The organism is Variovorax sp. V93, assembly GCF_041154485.1.
GTDB classification, from domain to species: Bacteria; Pseudomonadota; Gammaproteobacteria; order Burkholderiales; family Burkholderiaceae_C; genus Variovorax; species Variovorax beijingensis_A.
In genome coordinates this window covers 534448-552494 of the sequence record NZ_AP028670.1, presented here as the reverse complement: position 1 = coordinate 552494, position 18047 = coordinate 534448, and the positions used below count along the sequence as shown (strand labels likewise).

Below are 18047 nucleotides of genomic sequence, written 5' to 3'. Positions count from 1 at the left end.
AGGCGCTTCAGTCTTTCTTGTCCCACCACGGCGGGTCGAATTCATTGGCGATGCGCACGATGCTGTACAGCGTCGAGGCGTCGGCATCCGGATTCATATAGCTGTCCTGGTGGTCATAGCCGCGCTGGACGAACTTGAGCTTCGCCTTCACCTTGCTCGCGCTGCGCTCCACCGGCACCGTGCCATCGGCTGCGGCAGGGGGTGGCTGGAGTTTCAGTATGAGTTCCACACCGTGGTTGCCGCGCACCTTCAGCAGGCCCTTCTTGTTGTCGCCTTTCTCGCCGGGCACCATGGTCCAGTTCGCCGGGTCGCCCGCCTTCGCCGCATCGCCGTCGACCACGCGCCATGACACCTCGTTCCAGGCCGGATGGTCCGGATCGTTGCCATAGTGGGCGTAGGTGCGCTCGTGGAAGGTGTTCTGGATGGCATTGGCGAATTCCATCGCTTTTTCGACACGTTTCATGGTTGCCTCAGGGCCGATCTGATTTTTGGTTTTTCCACCTTCTTTCGGAGGCTTTCCGAGTTGCCCAGCCGGATCGATCCACTCCGGATTCATGAGCCGCCACCACTTCTGCGGCCCCAACGTATAGATCTCATCCACCGCATTGCCCTGGGGCAGTCGTGCAAGGAACTTCCCATCCTGGTCCTGCACATGCAGCCACTGCGTGCCATAGGCCGCCGCCGGCAACAGTTCCAGCCCGCCCTGCGCATTGGCCAGCACCGCCGTCACCTTCGCGCCGTCATCGCCCAGCACGCCCTGGATGATGTCCGCCTTGATGCCACCGCCCTCGAAGCCCGCGCGCATGCGCTTGTAGGCCGCCGCCGCGCCGGTGGTGGGCATCACGCCGTGCACGATGCCCAGCACCTTGCTGTTGATGTTGCCGTAGTCCGGGTGGATGAGCGCGCGTGCCAGGATGCCGCCCATGCTGTGGGTCACCAGGATCACGCCCGGGCAGTCGAAGCCGTTCTCGTTGTAGGTCTGGATGAGCTTGTCGATCTTCGGCGCGAGCGCCCTGGCTTCCTCTCCATTGCTCTTGAGCCAGTTGTAGCCGAAGGCATGCACGGGGTACCAGCAGTTGCCGATCTTCCGGATGTCGGTTTCGGTCAGCGCAGGGGCCCCGATGGCGCCGAAGGCCGAGGGGTTCTGCATGGCCGCGCGATCGCGCCGGACCGGCACGGCGTGGTTGCCGCCTCCCGCAGGCGTCCAGACCGGAGAGAGCCTCGCGTTCGCGCCATGGCCCCGCACCATGTCGTTGAGCTGATTCTCCATGCGCTTGATGATGTCGCCGTAGGCGCTGAACATCACCTCGCTCCAGCCACGCGCGCGGGCCTTCTGGGCAGCGGTGAAGCTCAGGCTGTTCTTCGCCAGCGGATGGTTCGGGTCCGCCACGGGGTCATCGACCAGCAGCTTGCCGACGCGGCCCAGGTCATCAGGCACGTTGCCATGACGCTTGTCGGAGCTGACGGTCGCATCGCCCGTGGCGTCGAAGTGGCTGTGACCGTTGTCGGTGACTTCGTAGCGGTCGACTTCCACTTCGTCCGGATCCAGCCGCATCTGGCGCTCGGCCGGCTCGGCGTTGCGCCGGCTCCAGCCGTCTCCCGCATCGTCGGGACGCCAGGCGATGTTGTCGCTGCGCTTGAGATGCTGCTGCCGCGCCCTGGACAGGCGCAGGTTGCTGCCCATGATGCCCGGCAGGAACACGATGGGGATGATTTTTCCCGGCGGCACGCGCGCGCGGATCTTTCGCTTGTCGGCTACCGGCGTCGTGGCGACGGCCACGTCCGCGAAGCCGCCGATGCCGAGGCTGAAATCCAGCCAGATATCTTCTTCTTTGCCCTGGGCAGCCATTACTTCTTCCTCCCCATCCAACGCACCCTGTAGATCTCGGGACCATCGGAACGCTGCAATTGCGTCGTGCCATCGGTATCGGTGGTCGCACCGGAGGCGTTCGTGTCCGCGCGGGGAAGCCCGGCGGGATCGGACGAGGCCGTGGGCTCGGGCGGCGGAGGCGATCCGTCACCGCGTGTGAGCCTGAACACCTGCCTGGCCGCTTCCGTGTTCTTCTCATCGAGGTGGTGGAAGATGACTTCCTGGTCGAACGCCGCCGTCGCATCGCGGTTCACCACCTGGGGCGTGCGGCTGTCCGGCCCCATGAGGCTGTGCATGGCCGCATGCTCGCGCCAAACCCCATTGGTGCCGTGCACGATGCCCTGTGCGTTCCAGAGGCTGTAGCTGCCGCCACCACTGATGAGCACCTCGTCTGCTGCGGTGACCGTGATGCGCCGTGATTCGATCTTGACGTTGAGCTTGCCCAGCATGGTGATGCCGTTGCGCAGGGCCTGGATGTCGATGTTCTCGTAGCCGGCGATCAGGCGGAAGCCGGCCTTCATGGCAAATATGCGCACGGCGTTCCTTGCGGTCACGAAAAAGCTCTTGCCGGCGCTCACGCTGGTGTGCGCGCCGCTGGTGAGCGCGTTGTGCTCCAGGCTGGCAAGGTGCATGGAACCCTGCACCGCGGCCTGCATGCCTGCCGGGCTGGCCAGGGTCAGGTGCGGCTGCTGGAACTCGGGGAACTGGCCTTGTGCAGGGTCGCCTGCGCTTCCCTTGATGGCGTCGTTCTGTTCCTTCAGCGCCCGGGCCACTTCGTCCTGGTCGCCTGGGTCTTGAGCCTTGGCGTCCTGCGCCGCCTGGCCGAGGCCGTTGTGCAGTTCGCGCGCCTGCGCGAGCCGCGCCACGGTCTCGTGCATGTCGGTGATGTGGGCCTGCGCCTGGGGGCGTGGCTCGGTGGTGAGGAGCAGGCCGGCCATGGCGCGGATGGCGCCGTGCCCGTCGGTACGCAGCTCGAAGCCCTGGCCGCGATCCTCCTTGCGCCCGGCCGTGTCCTCGATGCGGCCGACATGGCCCAGGCTGATGCTGCTGCTCAGATGGTCGCTCTTGAGCTGGGACTGCACTTTGCCGCTCGTGTCGTCGAACACGAGGTGGTTGCCGCGACCGCTGCCGCCGCCGAGTTCGCGGCTGCGGTAGCCTGCCAGGTGCTTCTGTTCGGGAAGGTTCCATGCCGGCATTTCATGGGCGTTGTGTACGCGGCCGATGATGATGGGGTAGTCCGGATCGCCATTGAGGAAACCGACGAGGACCTCCTGCCCGATGCGCGGCAGCGCCACCTCGCCGAAATTCCCCCCGGCCCAGCTCGAGGACACGCGCATCCAGCAGCTGGAGTTCTCGTTGCGCTGTCCGATGCGGTCCCAGTGGAACTGCACCTTCACGCGGCCGTACTGGTCGGTCCAGATTTCCTCGCCGGGCGGGCCGGCCACGACGGCGCTCTGCAGGCTTTTGATGAGTGGCTTGGGGGTTGTGCGCGCGGGCCGCCACGGCAGCTCGGTGGGCTGCACGTCGAAGGCGAAGCGTTGAACGGAGCCTTCGGAAGCGTTCGCGCCTTCGCTGGCCTGAATGTTTTCCTGGAGGTCGTAGGTTACGCCGAGCAGCAGGTATTGCCGGTTCTGGTCGGCGCGGGGATGGCTTGCCAGGCGCATGGTGAAGCCCGGCGCAAGGTCGCGCCGGTTGGAGCGGCCGCTGGCGCGGCTGCGCTCGCTCTGCAGTTCTTCGATGCGGATGGCCGCATAGGCTTCGCCATCTCCAGGCTGGGTGTAGCCGCCGGGCCATTCGCACCACTCGGAGCGGTCATGGTCGTGGCCGCCCGGTTGCTGCCGCGCCTCGGTCAGCTCGGCCCTGGGGTGCAGGTGGTCGTAGTCGTTGTGAACGAAACGGCCCGATCGGATTTCGTCGGAGGATGCCCATTCGTAGATGCGCTCGCGGGCATCGCGGCCGCCGGTCATGCCGGCTTTTTCGTCGACGTGGAAGCGGACTTCTTCGCCGCCGGGCAAGGGCCCGTGCGAACTGGCGATGTCGTCGGCGAAGACCAGCACATGCTGTGCGGCTTCGTGCCGGAAAAAGTAGTACAGGCCCTCGTGTTCGCAGAGGCGGGACACGAAGGCGAAGTCGCTTTCTCCATACTGGACGCAGTAGTTCCAGCGGCGGTAGCTGCGGCCGAGCTTCTGTTCGAGCGGGTAGCCGTAGCGCTCCAGCACCGCGGTGATGATTTCGGGAACGCTCTGGTCCTGGAAGATCCTGAAATCGGAGCGGCGGGTGGCCAGCCACAGCCAGGGACGCAGCCGCATCCTGTAGATGCAATGGCGGTCGCCCTCGCGGAAAAAGCCGAAGCCGCAGACGATGCCGCCGAGGTAGCGTATTTCGCCGTGCTCGGTCTTGATGGCAACGGTGGCTCCCTTGCCCAGCATGGCCTTCGGATCGATGGCGTTGTGGCTGCCCAGCAGGTCGATGTCGAAGCTGTATGGCTGGCTGAGGGCTTCGCGGCCGGCGAGGCGATGGAACTGAAGCGCATCGCCTGCCGGCGTGACGATGGTGACGCGCCGCCTCATGGCGACAAGCCAGCGCGCACGCGCGCGCCGTCGTGAATTGACATAGATGCTCCCTGCAATGACCGCCTCTGTGGCGGGCGGTCTTTTGTTCGATTATGTAAGTCCTGCCTGCCGCTGCGGAAGCACCCGAAAGTAGCAATACACGCCGGTTCCGCCCAATGCGTGAACAAATGCACGCGGCCGCTCATCGCACCGTCATCGGCCCTTCACGTCGGGGCGATCACTGAACACGAGGAGATTGCCATGACCATGGACCTGCTTCGAAGCATCGCATCGACCCGCCTGCCAAAGTCGATCACCTCGCCCGAAGACATCGACAGGGTCAGGATCCTGAGAGCCGCCGGATTGGTGGTCGCATTCGTTCCCGCACAGGCGACGCAAAAAATAATTCGAAAGCAATATGGGATCGAAAACTACTTCGTATTGCTGACGGAAAAAATTCACGAACGAGTTTTAAAAAAATATCGAGGGCTGTTTTGTTCATCCACAAGTAACGGACTCTTACTAGAGTCACGCTTGATCAATGACTCCGACCAGGAGCTCATCGACGCATCCCGTGCTGTCCATTTCAGCAGACAGCTTCGCTTCAATGAATTCAGGAGAAATCACCATGGCAGTAGACATGTTCATGCGCGTCGAGGGCGCGAACGGCGAATCCAAGGACTCGAACCACAAGGACTGGACGGATATCAAGTCGTTCGCATGGGGAGCAACGCAGCCTGGCAACATGGTCAGCGGCGGCGGGGGCGGTGTGGGCAAGGCGAGCTTCAACGACCTGCAGGTGCTCGCGCGCATCGACAAGGCGGCGCCGTCGGTGATGAAGAACTGCGCGAGCGGCAAGCACCTGAGCAAGGTGGAAGTGTCGGTGTGCAAGGCGGGTGGTTCGCAGATCGAATACACGCGCGTGACGCTGGAAGAAGTGCTGGTCACCTCGGTGCAGTACTCGGCCGAGCAGGGCGGGGATGCGGTGCTGGTGCAGTTCGCGTTCCAGGCGGCCAAGGTGAAGCAGCAGTACTGGGAGCAGACCGACAAGGGCGGCAAGGGCGCCGAAACCGTGCTGGCCTGGAACATCAAGGAAAACCGGGAAGCCTGATTCCCCTTTGTCTTTCTGCCCGCGCGGCCTCGCCGAAGCCGAGGTCCCGGGCCTTCCGGCCACGGCTCTTTCCATGAGCCCGACGACCAGGGGGATCCCATGCCAACAGGTTCCGCGCCGCTGGCGCGTGTTCTCAGCGTTTCATCGCCGGCCATGCCCATGCTGGGCGGCGAGCCGGCGCTGGAGCCCATCGCCATCGAAGGCGACGAAGGGCTCAGCAGGCTGTTCCGCTACACCCTGACGCTGGCCACTCCCGAGCAGCCTGGCTACAACGAGCGCCAGGCCGCCAACGTGGCCATCAAGCAGCTGGTGGGCGAGCAGCTCACCGCGCACATCGTGCTCGATGGTCGTCCCGGCAAGGGCCCTGACCAGCGCCACATCTCGGGCCTGGTGACGCGCGTGCGCTTCCTGCGCCTGGAGAACCGGCGCGCGCTGTACGAAGCCGTGATCGAGCCCTGGCTCGCGCTGGCCACGCGCACCAGCGACTACCGCATCTTCCAGAACCAGAACGTGCTGGACATCGTGCGCGAGGTGCTCGGCAAGTACGGGCTGCCCTTCGACTTGCGCGCCACCCGCAGCTATCCACCGCGCGAGTTCCAGGTGCAGTACGGCGAGAGCGACCACGACTTCGTCGCGCGGCTGCTGCACGAGTGGGGCCTGTACTTCTACTTCGAGCACGAGGAGAGCAGCCACAGGCTGGTGATCGTCGACGACATGGCGTCGCACCGGCCCTTCGCCCATGCGGGCTACCAGCGCATTCCCTTCCATGCGGCCGAAGCCACCGTGCGCGAGGAGCACTGCGACCGCTTCAACGCCTGCGAGGCGCTGCAAAGCGGCCGCTGGGTGACCAGCGACTTCGACTTCAAGCGCCCGAAGGCCGAGTTGCAGCAGGTCAGCGCCATGCCGCGCAAGACGGCGCAGGCCACCTGGGAGCGCTACGGCTGGCCGGGCGACTACGTGGTCGAGTCCGAAGGCGAGCAGCTGGTGCGCACGCGCATGGAAGAGACCGGCAGCCAGGGCGAGCGCGCCAGCGGCGCGGGCAACCTGCGCGCGGTGGTGCCGGGCTGCCTGCTCACGCTGGAGCGCCATCCCCAGAACGAGTCGAACCGCCAGTACCTGGTGACCGACGCCCGCCTGCGGCTGCAGGACGTGGGCGATGCCAGCGCGCAGCAGGAGTTCGAGTGCCGCGTCGATTTCGAGGTGATCCCGGCGAGCAAGGTGTTCCGCGCGCCGGCCCCGCCGGTGCCCAGGCCGCGCACCACCGGTCCGCAGACGGCGATCGTCACCGGCCCGGCCGGGCGCGAGATCTGGACCGACGAATACGGCCGCGTGAAGCTCAGCTTCCACTGGAACCGCTACTGCACCAAGGACGAGAACAGCTCGTGCTGGGTGCGCGTGTCCTCGCCCTGGGCCGGCACCAACTTCGGCGGCATCCAGATTCCGCGCATCGGCCAGGAGGTGATCGTCGATTTCGAGAACGGCGACCCCGACCGGCCCATCGTCACCGGGCGCGTCTACAACGCCGACAACATGCCGCCGTGGACCCTGCCGGACAACGCCACGCAGAGCGGCCTGCTCACCCGCAGCTCCGAAGGTGGAAACAGCACGACCGCCAACGCACTGCGCTTCGAGGACAAGAAGGGCCAGGAGCAGCTGTGGCTGCATGCGGAGCGCAACCAGGACATCGAGGTCGAGCACGACGAGACGCACTGGGTGGGGAACGACCGCATCAAGACCATCGACCATGACGAAACCACGCACGTCAGGCATGACCGCACCGAGACAGTGGACCACGACGAAACCATCACCATCGGCAACAACCGCATGGAGACGATCAAGGCCAACGAGCTGCTGACCGTGCTGCAGAACATGAACCGCTTCGTGGCGCTCACCTCGTCCGAGGAGGTCGGCATCGCCAAGACCTCGCTGGTCGGCCTCACGCAGACGGTGGCCGTGGGCAAGAGCAAGAACGAGCACATCGGCGAGGACTTCTCTCTCACCGTCGGCGAGAAGCTCGTGATCACGGTCGGCAAGAGCCGGCTCGAGATGACGAAGGATGGCGAGGTCACGCTCACCGGCACCCGGTTCGACTTCCGGGCCACCGGTGCGGTGCGGATCAACGGCAAGGTCATCGATCTTTGCTGAGGCCTGGACCGAAGGAAAGGCAGGACTTCGCTCATGGCGCTGGATCCCAAGGCCACTTCATCGGCGGCGTCTTCGCTCGGAACGCCGGGCGGCCTGGGGGCGGGCCGGATCGCGCGCGTCGCGGTGATCGTGGGCAGGCCGGCGCCGAAGACGCCTGCGAGCGAAGCACCGCCTGAAGGCGGCCGCGACGTGGGCCAGGCGATCGTGGTGTGCACCGCGCCCGATGTCTGCAAGACGCCCATCGGTTCGTCGACGCCGCCCATTCCCTACCAGATCACCGGCAGGCTCGGCGACGACGCCAACACGTCGCAGAACGTGTTTCTCACCGGCCTCAGGGCCTTCAAGTTCGACAGCGTCGTCACGAACGTCAAGGGCGACGAGCCGGGATCGGCCAAGGGCATCAAGTCGGGCACGGTCGGCGACATCGCGGAGCCGAAGACGGCGTCCACCGTCGTTCGCGTCAACGGCCAGTGGCTGGTGCGCGATGGCGACACCTTCTGGATGAACAAGCGCAACACCGTCGGCGAGCTGATCTACAAGAAGGACCGCGGCAAGTACTGGCCACCCGCCGATGCGGAGGCCATCGACGACAGCGAGGCCGAGGCGCTGCTCGCGCGGGCGCGGGCCGACGGCGCCGTGATCGAGACTTTCGAGACGGACCAGGAAAAGACCGGCAAGGCACGCCTGATTCCCGCGACGGGCATGGCCGACTACGCGAGTCTGCTGCGTACGGCGATGGGCGAAAAGCCGATCCTGCTGGCGCAGGCCCAGTTGCAGCCGATGCCCAACGCCACGGCCAGCGACGCACGCGCCGGCGCGATCCCGCAGACCCGGCCGACACCGGCGTTCCAGCCCGGCCCCGCGGCCAACGACAACAACTTCCGGCCGCCCGCGGGCATGCCCCGCCCTGGAGGCGGTACAGGGCTGGCCGGCAAGGGCAGCGTGGCAGGCAAGCTGTTGTTCGTCCTCTGGATCGTCCAGGGCGCGCCGATGCCGGGCGACAACCTCGTCCTCGGCAAGGCCGGCGCGAAGCGCGTCCTCGAGGGCATCACCCCGCAGACGCCGCAGGAGCAGGCGATCTACGACCAGGCCCTGGACCACCTCGCCGAATACAAGGCCGGCGTGTACGACTCCTGGTGGCCCACGGGTGCCGACAAGTACGACGCGGAAGTGCGCAAGGCCGTCGAAGACCAGTTCGCCGAACAGCGCACGCGTGCACAGCAGCAGCAACAGGCGCAGGCCTCGCAGCCCCAGGCTGCGGCGAATCCGGATCCGGAGGCCGGCGTGCGCGTCGAAGGCCAGCCCGATCCCTGCAACCCCGGGGCCCATGGCAAGAACAACTGCCCGCCCGGCGAGGATTCCCATCACATCATCGCGGACTACATCATGCGGCTCGGAACCCGCAAGGAGCCGGGTGTGCGTCTGCCGGGCGCGCCCTCGCTCGACGACGGCCCCGCGATCTGCCTGACCGAGAAGGAGCATGCGCGTGTGCACCAGCTGATGGATGGTGCAATCAAGGCCGCCGGCGGGGATGCCGGCACGGTTTCCTTCGAGAAGGCCAAACAGATCGCGTACGAAGCACTGGGAGAAGCGAAAAAGGACTGCAAGGGAAAATTCGAAGCGGCGACCGATGAATACTTCAAGAATGTTCCCGAGGACGCGTTGGCGCGTGCCTTCAAGACAGCACCGAAAGCGATCAAGGACAAGGCTCTCCAGACATTGGAATCGGCGTGGGAAAAACTCCGCCCCCTCAATCCACCCCAATAGGCGCATCACCCATGGAGCAATTCGATTCCCCACCCGAGAAACCAGAACTCAGGATTGAAACCGGCGTTGCGGCAACGAAGGATTTCCTGATCATTTCCTGTTCGAAAAAGGAAGACCGCTTCGAGGGCTTTTCCCGCGTCTGCGTGTTCAATGCCGGTGCGCAGGTGCCATGGCATTATTTCGATCTTCCCTTGACCATCCTCGCCAGCGCGGCGTACCACCCTGCTGCCGCAACGGCCGCATCGCTGGTTCTGGTGGGGGAGGACGGCGATGTCTTTCGTCTGCCGCTCGATGGCAGGCCGGCCATCGAGCGTGTCGCGGGCTCCGGCCTGTGGAACGACGATTCCGAAGGCTGGGGCTATCTGACGGGTGCGCGCCAGATCGGTGAACACCTGTATGTCTACGGGGCGGGAGGCCAGATCTACCGCCGTGCGGACGACGGCACGTGGCAGCACATGGACGATGGCCTGCTGCAGAAACCGGACGGCGTGCACAACGTCTTCATCAACGCCGTCGATGGCGCGGGAGCGCGCGATATCCATGCCGCGGGCTGGGACTCGAAGGCCGATGCGGGGCTGCTTTTCTTTCGTGAGGACGATGCCTGGAAAAAGGTCCAGCTGGAAACGGCCGAACTCAATGGCCTGTGCGTCGAAGACCGCGAGACCGTCTGGGTCTGCGGCAAGGACGGAACCCTGCTGCGCGGAAATCGAAGGACAGGGTTCATCGACGTCTCCGGAACCGAAGACGTCAGGGACTACAGCGACGTGAAGGTCTATGCGGGCAAGGTCTACCTGGCGGCCCCCGAAGGATTGTTTGTCCGCGAGAACGATGCCATCGAGCCCGTCGTGACCGGCCTGGTGCCCGAGTACCGCGACGGCCATGTGCTGCAGGTGGTCGACGGCGTGCTGTGGTCCATCGGCTATGCGGACATCGCGCGCTACGACGGCCGGGCGTGGGAGCGCATTGCGTTCCCCGGCAATCCGCCGATCGTGTAGGCCCCATGGCCTTGTGGAAGCGCGACGTGGACTGGGTGGGCGAGGCGGCCCGGCGCATCGGCTGCTGCGGCCTGGCCGCATGGCTGCCGGAATTCGCCGCCTGGGCCGAGCTGACGCCCACCGAGTGCCCGCCGGCGCGGCCTGCCCGCAAGGCCGGCTACGCCAGCCTGTCGCGTGGCGTGAAGATGACGCTGCACTATCCGTTCGCCGACCGGGCCTCGTGCGCCGATGCGCAGGGGTGGGTGCTCGGCGAGCTCGAGATCGATGCGTCGAGGCTCCCGCTGCCCTTCGGTCTCGATCCCGGCCGCGAGACACCGCATGGCGCGCGGCGCAAGCTCTCGAACGACACGGCCTTCGGCCGCCCGGTCGACTTCCGCGACGGCAATCGGCGCATCGTTCACTATCTGCCCGACGGGCGCGTGGTCGGCGTCGGCTTCAAAGCCTCGTTGGAGGGCATCGAGAACCTGTACCTGCAGCGTATCGTCGCGATGCCCGACTTCCGCACGCTGGACGTTCCGTGACGAGCCCGCTCCCGCATCCGTCGGGCACGCCCTTCCTGCCGGCCCGGCCGGTCCCGAAGGCGCCCGCTGCCGGCGAGGCCGTTCATCATGTCGATGCCTGCGGCACGCGCTGTCCGGTGCCGATCCTGCGGCTGCGCAAGGCCGTTGGCCGCAGCATGCCGGGGCAGGTGATCGTCCTCGTGACGGACGACCCCTCGGCCCTCGCCAATGTCCAGCAGGCCTTGGCCTGGCTCCCGGCCCAGCTCTTTGCCATCCGCCGCGAAGACGATCGCGTCATCTTCACCCTGCTGCGCCAATGACGGCGTTGCCCGGCAGCCTTCCACTTCCACTGCGCAGGACCCGGCATGGCCCCCACGCTTGAGAACCACACGCCGTTCTCGGCCCTTGCCTTCTCGCAATTCCATCGCGACGGCACCGACATGGCCGTGCTGTCGGTGCGCGGCACCTTCCACCTCGTGCCGGGCGCGCCGCTGGTGCTTGCGCCTCGGCAGGACGACGTCGAGCTCGCCGACCGCTACGAGGGCGATCCCGCACACGGCCTGCTGGTGCGGCCCTGCGATATCGTGCCCTTCAGGCCGGCGGCCGACCTGACCATCGTGGGCGCGAGCTGGGCGCCGCAAGGCGTGGCGGCCCGCTCGTGGATCACCGGGGTGCGCCTGGGCAAGCTCGAGAAGATCCTGCGGGTGCATGGGCCGAGAGTCTGGCGCCCGGCCACAACGCAGCAGGACAAAGGCGGGGCGACCGGCAAGGACTGGAGCCTCTCGGAAGCCCGCCCCGTCAAGGCGGTCGCGCTCGACTGGCGCAAGGCCTTCGGCGGGCCGATTCCTGGAACCGGGAAGGGCGAAACACCGTCCGACGCGCATCGCTTCAATCCCATCGGCTGCGGCATCGTCGATGCGCAGCACAGTCCTTCGGATGTCGACATTCCCGCGCCCTGCATCGAGGATCCTGCCGATCCGATTCTCGACTGGCGCCGACGAGACCACGTACCGCAGGGTCTGGCGCCGCTTCCGCCGGTCTGGCGTTTCCGGCAGCAGTATGCGGGCACCTACGATGACGCCTGGCTCGCTGAAAAACATCCTCTGCTGCCCGACGATTTCGACTATCGCTTCTATCAGTACGCAGCGCCGGACCTTGTTCATCGCGCACGCCTGAATGGCGATGAGGAACTGCAGCTCCTTCACATGCACCCGGACCATGCGCACATCCAGGTCTGGTTGCCGGGCGTGCAACTGTCCGCCACGGCCTATCGGCAGGATGGGGACGCGGCCCGCCTGGCACCGATGCTCGACGGCGTCCATGTGGATCTGACTTCCGATCCTGCGGCGGTCTGTCTGACATGGCGATGCTGGGTGCCCAAGCGCTCGGGCATCCGCTTGCTCGAACTCCAGGTCGAGAACCCCTCGCGGCTTCTCGAGGTTGCGCGCAAATACGTCAGGCACGAGCGGGTGTCGGGCGCAGCATGCGATCGAGCGGCTCGGGATTTCCTTTAGCAATCCTCCAGACCGAGGTTGCGCAAGATCTGCGCTGCCCACGGCCTCAAGTTCCGCGCACAGGCCTTGGCGATCTGTCAGCCCAGCAGTTCGATCGCTGCCTGGACGATCGGCCGTGCCCAGGCCGGCGTGGCCGCGAGCGCGGCCAGGTCGCCCGGCTGCGGAAAGACGGGCTCGCCCGCGCTCAGCTCCAGCACCAGCACCGGGTCTGCGATGTCGCCTCCGGGCGGCGCCTCCGCGCTGTTGTCGAAGACCTGCAGCCGCGTGAGCTTGGGCAGCAGCTTGATGAGGTTGGCGCGCGATGCGATCCAGCGCTCGCGGATCTTGGCCTCGGGGATGTCGTGGCCGCCGCGCGCCACGCGCGCCCGCACGCGGGCGATGTGCTGCTCGGGCGAGGACAGCCCGCAGAAGATCATGACCACGTCGTGGCTCGATGCGGCGCGGGCGAGCAGCGCGGGAATGGTGCTCGCGCCCAGCGTGGTCTCGAAGGCATAGTTGGAGCCTTGCGCGATGGCCGCTTCCAGCCGTTCGCGGCCGAGGTTCCATGCGCGGGCGTTCGCCTCTTCGGGCGCGATCCCGAGCTGCGCGATGAGCTCCCGCGCGCAGGTGTCCGGGTTGAACCAGGTCAGGCCATGCTCGGCGAGCAGGGCGCCGCCGACCGAGCTCTTGCCCGCGCCGTTGACGCCGGCCAGCACCAGGATGAATGGGCGCGTGGCCGCCGCCATCAGAAGGTGTCGCCCGCCTTCGGGCGGCGCCCGAGCTTGCCCTTGGCGGCGAACAGCTTGCCCATCTGCGCCGCCGCTTCCGGCTGCTTCAGCACGCCCAGTCGCACGTCGAAGCGGCGCCCGAGTTCGTCGAGCACCGACTGCTCGCGTGCCTTGAGCGCCTGCGCGTCTTCCACCAGCTGGTTGTAGGTGGCCGCGGTCAGCAGCACCATCTCTACCGTCGAATGGTTGGTCACGGCCAGGCTGCCGGTCTTCTGGACCTGGCGGACCACGTCGCCCCAGCGGTTCTTGACGTGGGATGCGTTCTGGCGGGGCAGTTCATCGAGGTTGGGCAGGATGGCGGCCATGGTGTGCTCCTTTGGGTGCCATTATGGCAAAAATAGCAAAAATGAACAAAAGGCCTGGAGAAAGCCATTTTCCGGCAATCCAGACGACCCTGCCGTCGCCCGGATTGATATGGCGCAAGGCCCGCGCCGTCCGCGGGGCCTAAGGTCTGCGAATACGCCCGCACGTGGGCCGCATTTCCGAAGGAGTTTCCGCCATGCAGACCCCGAAATCGATCCTCCTGCACCTCGACGGCTCGGCCCGCACGGCGGAACGCATCGCGTTTGCGCGCCGCCTGGCCGAGGCCTTCGATGCGCAGGTGACGGGCGCGCCGTGCACCCTGTCCACGCTCATGCGCTATCCGTTTGCGCTGGAAGGCGCCGCAGAGGCCGTGGCGATCATGCGGGAGGGCGACAAGGCCGCGAGGCAGAGGATGTACGCGAGCTTCACGGCCCAGGCCGCCGGCTCGCCCCGCATGCACTGGACCGAACAGGAGCGCGACGCGCCATGGGGTTTCGCTCGCCGTGCGCTCTACGCCGACCTGGTGATCCTGGGGCAGCGCAATCCCGAAGACCCCATGGCCTCCGAATTGCCCGGTGACTTCCTGCCGCACCTGCTGGTGGAAAGCGGGCGGCCCGCGCTGGTGCTGCCCTATGCGGGTCCGCTGGTTGCGGTGCCCGGCACCGTGCTGCTGGCATGGAAGGAAACCCCAGAGGCCGCGCGCGCGGTGTCGGCCGCCCTGCCCTGGCTGCGCGCCGCCTCGAAGGTGCATGCGGCCTGCTATGGCGAAGGCGCCGAAGCATCCCTGGAACAACTGCAGCGCTATCTTGCCGCTCAGGGAATTGCCGATGTCTCTCTGCATGCGGACGGCACCGCAGAAGGGGATGCCGGCAACAGGCTGCTGTCGATGGCCGCGGACCTGGGCGCGGACCTGCTCGTGATGGGCTGCTACGGCCACGGCCGGGCGCGCGAATGGATCCTGGGCGGCGCCACGCGCACGATGCTCGCGTCGATGACGCTGCCCGTGCTGATGTCGCACTGACGACGCACCGACCCACGCAGGAGCAGCCATGCGCATCGATTTTCTGGGCGGAACCGGCACCGTGACCGGTTCCAAATACCTGCTGACGCACGAAGGCCGGCGGCTGCTGGTGGACTGCGGGCTGTTCCAGGGGCTGAAGCAGCTGCGGCTGCGCAACTGGGATGCTCTGCCCTTCGACGCATCGGCCGTCGATGCCGTGCTGCTGACGCATGCCCACATGGACCACAGCGGGTTCGTGCCGCGGCTCGTGAAGCTCGGCTTCAAGGGACGGGTGTATTGCACGGCCGCCACGCGCGACCTGTGCGAACTGCTGCTGCCCGATTCCGGCCGGCTGCAGGAGGAGGAGGCCGACTTCGCCAACCGGCACGGCCATTCGAAGCACAAGCCGGCGCTGCCGCTGTACACCGAGCAGGAAGCACGCGCCGCGCTGAAGCGGTTCGAGTGTGTGGCCTTCGACGAGGAATGCTCGCCCTGGCCCGGCTGGTCGTGGCGGCTCTCGCGGGCCGGCCACATCCTCGGCGCGGGCAGCCTGCGCGTGGAATGGAAGGAAGGCAGCATCCTGTTCTCGGGCGACCTGGGCCGCAGCGACGACCTGGTGATGCGGCCGCCCCAGGAGGCCGTGCCGGCCGACTACGTGGTGGTGGAGTCCACCTATGGCAACAGGCGGCACCTGGACGCGGACACCCTCGGCGAACTCGCGGGCGTGATCAACCGCACCGCCGCACGCGGCGGCGTGCTGGTGGTGCCGGCGTTCGCGGTGGGACGCGCGCAGACCCTGCTGTACTGCATCCAGATGCTCAAGCGCGAAGGCCGCATTCCGGACATGCCGGTGTACCTCAACAGTCCGATGGCCGCGGATGCCACGCGCCTCTACAAGGCGCACCTGGACGAGCACCGCATGAGCGCCGCGCAATGCGCCGACATGAGCGGGAAGACGATCATCGTCAACACGCTGGAGGAGTCGAAGCGGCTGAACAGGCTCGACTATCCGTCCATCATCGTGTCGGCCAGCGGCATGGCGACGGGCGGGCGGGTGCTGCATCACCTGAAGGCCTACGCACCCGATGCGCGCAACACGATCCTGTTCGCGGGCTTCCAGGCCGCCGGCACCCGCGGCGCGGCGCTGGTGGGCGGCGCGGACGCGGTGAAGATCCATGGCACCTATGTCCCGGTGCGGGCCGAGGTCGCCAACCTCGAGACCCTGTCCGCCCATGCCGACCGCGAGCAGCTGCTGGCATGGCTCTCGTCCCAGAAGGCACCGCGCCGCGTGTTCGTGACGCACGGCGAGCCCGTGGCCGCGGACGCGCTGCGGCTGGCCATCGAGGAGCGCTACGGCTGGCCGTGCACCGTGCCCGACTACCGCGAGTCGCGCGAGCTGTGAACGCCCGGCCGGCGGCTAGGGCCGGGCCGCCGCCAGCACCCTGGCCAATGCGCGCGCGAGTTCGCCGCGCGTGTAGGGCTTGCGCAGCAGCTCCCAGCTTTGCGGCACGTCCCGGTCGGCGTCGAGCAGTTCCGACGAGAAGCCGGACATGAGAAGGATCGCGAGCCGCGGAAAGCGCTGCTGCGCCTCGGCCGCGAGCCGGGTTCCGCGCATGCCGGGGCCGAGCGCGATGTCGCTCAGCAGCACGTCGAAGGAATCCGCATCCGTTTCCATGCTCAGCAGCGCCTGTTCGGCATTGCCCGCGGTCACCACGCTGCAGCCGAGCGTCATGAGAAAGGTGTGGACGACCCTGCGCACTTCGGCGTCGTCCTCGACCAGCAGGACCCGCAGGCCGGCAGGAATCGCCTGGTCGCCGTTTTCTTCCTCCGCGGCCGCAGGGGCCGGGTCGTACAGCTGCGGAAGATAGAGCGTCACGGTGGTACCCGCGCCCGGCCGCGTTGCGATGGCCACGGCGCCCTTGGACTGCTTCACGAAGCCGTACACGGTGCTCAGGCCCAGGCCGGTGCCCCGGCCGGCCTCCTTGGTGGTGAAGAAGGGCTCGAAGGCGCGCTCCTTCACTTCCTCGGTCATGCCGGTGCCGCTGTCGGCCACCGAGATGGCAACGAAGCTGCCGTGCGCGTCGTGGTCGCTGAGTTCGTTGTGCACCTCCGGCGGCAGTGCACCGCAGGCCTGGGCGCGGAAATGCAGCGTGCCGCCCTCGGGCATGGCGTCGCGGGCGTTGATGGCGATGTTCAGCAATGCCGATTCGAGCTGGCCCGGATCGGCGAGCACTGGCGGGCAATCCGCCGCGGCCTCGATCGCGATGCCGATGCGCTGGTCGAGCGTGCGCCGCAGCATGTCGGCCAGGGAGTGCAGCATCGCATGCGTGTCCACTGCGTTGGGCTGCAGCATCTGCCGGCGCGAGAAGGCCAGCAGCTTGCCCGTGAGCTCGGCGCCGCGCCGCGAGGCCCGCGCCGCGGCGCCCACCAGCTGCTGGGCATAGCCGTCCTGCGCGATGGCGGGCAGTTCCTCGAGCACCTGCAGGTTGCCCTGGATGACGGTGAGCAGGTTGTTGAAGTCGTGCGCGATGCCGCCCGTGAGCTGGCCGACGCTTTCGAGCCGCTGGGCATGGTTGAGCGCCTCTTCGGTCTGCACGCGCTGCAGGCTGGTGGCCAGCAGGTTCGAAAGCGATTCGAGGAAGCGCAGCTCCTCGTCGCCGAAGCGCTTGGCTTCGCGCGATCGCACGGTCAGGACGCCGATGAAACGGCCGCGGTCGTAGAAGGGCACGGCCAGCGCGCTGACCAGCCCGGCATCGAGGTAGGCCTGCGGCACTGCGAAGCGGCGCTCACTGCCGTAATCGGGCACCACCACCGGCCGTCCCTCGGCAAACACGAAGCCGGGCGACGTGTTCGCATGGCTGGGAATGCGCACGCCGATTTCTTCCCCGGGCACCAGGCCCACACCGCTGGCCACACGGAATTCGAGGCGGCTGCTGTCCAGCAGCAGCACCATGGCCACCTCGACCTCCAGTGCTTGCGCGGCCATGGCGGGCACGTGCTCGAGCACCACCTGCAGGTCGCGGGTGTCCACGGCCAGGCGGCCCAGCTGCGCGAGGTGGTCGCTGTAGCGCGCCCGCTGCAGCGCCTGCTTCACGCGGGGATAGGCGCCGATGTCTCGGATGGCGGCCACCACGAAGGGCAAGCCCTGGCTCTGCAGCGGGCTGAGCGCGATCTCCACCATCACCTCGCTGCCGTCCTTGCGCTTGGCGACCAGCTCCATCTGCGTGCCCATGGGCCGGGGGCGCGGCGCCTGGCCGTAGGCTTCCCGGTAGGCGGCGTGGCGCGGGCGGATGCTGTCCGGCACCAGCGCGTCGACGTTCAGGCCCACCAGTTCGTCGACCGCGTAGCCCAGCAGGGTGGCCGCTGCGGGGTTGGCCAGCACGATGCGGCCGGCCTGGTCGACCAGCAGCAGCGAGTCCGGGTAGGAAATGAAGAGCGAACGGAAGACGCTGCTCTCCTCGATGCCCGAAGGCAGCCCGGGCAGGGTGGGGGCGGCCGGGGGAGAAGAGGGCGTGTTCATGGA

The 18047-nt window shown here is 67.1% G+C and carries 14 protein-coding genes; 9 read left to right on the top strand and 5 right to left on the bottom strand.

The features are described from left to right. Positions 1-7: 7 nt before the first annotated feature. Complete coding sequence (locus ACAM54_RS28605) at positions 8-1870, bottom strand: esterase/lipase family protein (RefSeq protein WP_369651512.1); 1863 nt, start codon at positions 1868-1870, stop codon at positions 8-10. Further along, on the bottom strand, positions 1849-4440 hold the full coding sequence (locus ACAM54_RS28600) for a type VI secretion system Vgr family protein (protein ID WP_369651513.1): 2592 nt from the start codon (positions 4438-4440) through the stop codon (positions 1849-1851). The genes ACAM54_RS28605 and ACAM54_RS28600 overlap by 22 nt, the downstream gene beginning before the upstream one ends. Positions 4441-5050: 610 nt before the next feature. Here ACAM54_RS28600 and ACAM54_RS28595 point away from each other — a divergent pair. The 7 genes from ACAM54_RS28595 (at position 5051) to ACAM54_RS28565 (ending at position 12454) form a co-directional block, all read left to right on the top strand. After that, positions 5051-5533: a type VI secretion system tube protein Hcp gene (locus ACAM54_RS28595; protein WP_012745360.1), complete on the top strand. Its 483-nt coding sequence runs from the start codon at positions 5051-5053 to the stop codon at positions 5531-5533. 99 nt (positions 5534-5632) lie between these two features. Further along, a complete protein-coding gene (locus ACAM54_RS28590) occupies positions 5633-7678 on the top strand; it encodes a type VI secretion system Vgr family protein (RefSeq protein ID WP_369651514.1) in 2046 nt (681 codons plus the stop codon). A 33-nt stretch (positions 7679-7711) separates the two neighbouring features. Next, positions 7712-9445 (top strand): DUF4150 domain-containing protein, encoded by a 1734-nt coding sequence (locus ACAM54_RS28585; protein WP_369651515.1) that lies wholly within the window; start codon positions 7712-7714, stop codon positions 9443-9445. 11 nt (positions 9446-9456) lie between these two features. Then, entirely contained in the window at positions 9457-10440 is a 984-nt protein-coding gene (locus ACAM54_RS28580; RefSeq protein ID WP_369651516.1) for a hypothetical protein, read from the top strand. A 5-nt stretch (positions 10441-10445) separates the two neighbouring features. Continuing rightward, positions 10446-10961 carry a hypothetical protein gene (locus ACAM54_RS28575; RefSeq protein WP_192325789.1) on the top strand — a complete coding sequence of 172 codons (516 nt, stop codon included), beginning with the start codon at positions 10446-10448 and terminating at the stop codon, positions 10959-10961. Then, positions 10958-11260 (top strand): sulfurtransferase TusA family protein, encoded by a 303-nt coding sequence (locus tag ACAM54_RS28570; protein ID WP_192325787.1) that lies wholly within the window; start codon positions 10958-10960, stop codon positions 11258-11260. Before ACAM54_RS28575 ends, ACAM54_RS28570 begins: the two co-directional genes overlap by 4 nt. A 45-nt stretch (positions 11261-11305) precedes the next feature. After that, positions 11306-12454 (top strand): DUF2169 domain-containing protein, encoded by a 1149-nt coding sequence (locus tag ACAM54_RS28565; protein ID WP_369651517.1) that lies wholly within the window; start codon positions 11306-11308, stop codon positions 12452-12454. Between the two features lie 77 nt (positions 12455-12531). On the opposite strand, the gene ACAM54_RS28560 is transcribed toward ACAM54_RS28565, so the two are convergent. After that, the gene (locus ACAM54_RS28560; RefSeq protein WP_369651518.1) at positions 12532-13179 is read right to left on the bottom strand and encodes an AAA family ATPase; all 648 of its coding nucleotides are present in this window, start codon (positions 13177-13179) and stop codon (positions 12532-12534) included. Further along, positions 13179-13526 (bottom strand): type II toxin-antitoxin system prevent-host-death family antitoxin, encoded by a 348-nt coding sequence (locus tag ACAM54_RS28555; RefSeq protein ID WP_369651519.1) that lies wholly within the window; start codon positions 13524-13526, stop codon positions 13179-13181. Before ACAM54_RS28555 ends, ACAM54_RS28560 begins: the two co-directional genes overlap by 1 nt. A gap of 194 nt (positions 13527-13720) precedes the next feature. Here ACAM54_RS28555 and ACAM54_RS28550 point away from each other — a divergent pair, with 194 nt between their 5' ends. Continuing rightward, positions 13721-14545, top strand: a complete 825-nt coding sequence (locus ACAM54_RS28550; protein WP_369651520.1) for a universal stress protein — start codon at positions 13721-13723, stop codon at positions 14543-14545. A 28-nt stretch (positions 14546-14573) separates the two neighbouring features. Next, a complete protein-coding gene (locus ACAM54_RS28545; protein WP_369651521.1) occupies positions 14574-15926 on the top strand; it encodes an MBL fold metallo-hydrolase RNA specificity domain-containing protein in 1353 nt (450 codons plus the stop codon). A 15-nt stretch (positions 15927-15941) separates the two neighbouring features. Here ACAM54_RS28545 and ACAM54_RS28540 read toward each other — a convergent pair whose 3' ends face one another. Next, positions 15942-18044: a PAS domain S-box protein gene (locus ACAM54_RS28540; protein WP_369651522.1), complete on the bottom strand. Its 2103-nt coding sequence runs from the start codon at positions 18042-18044 to the stop codon at positions 15942-15944. Between the last annotated feature and the right edge of the window lie 3 nt (positions 18045-18047).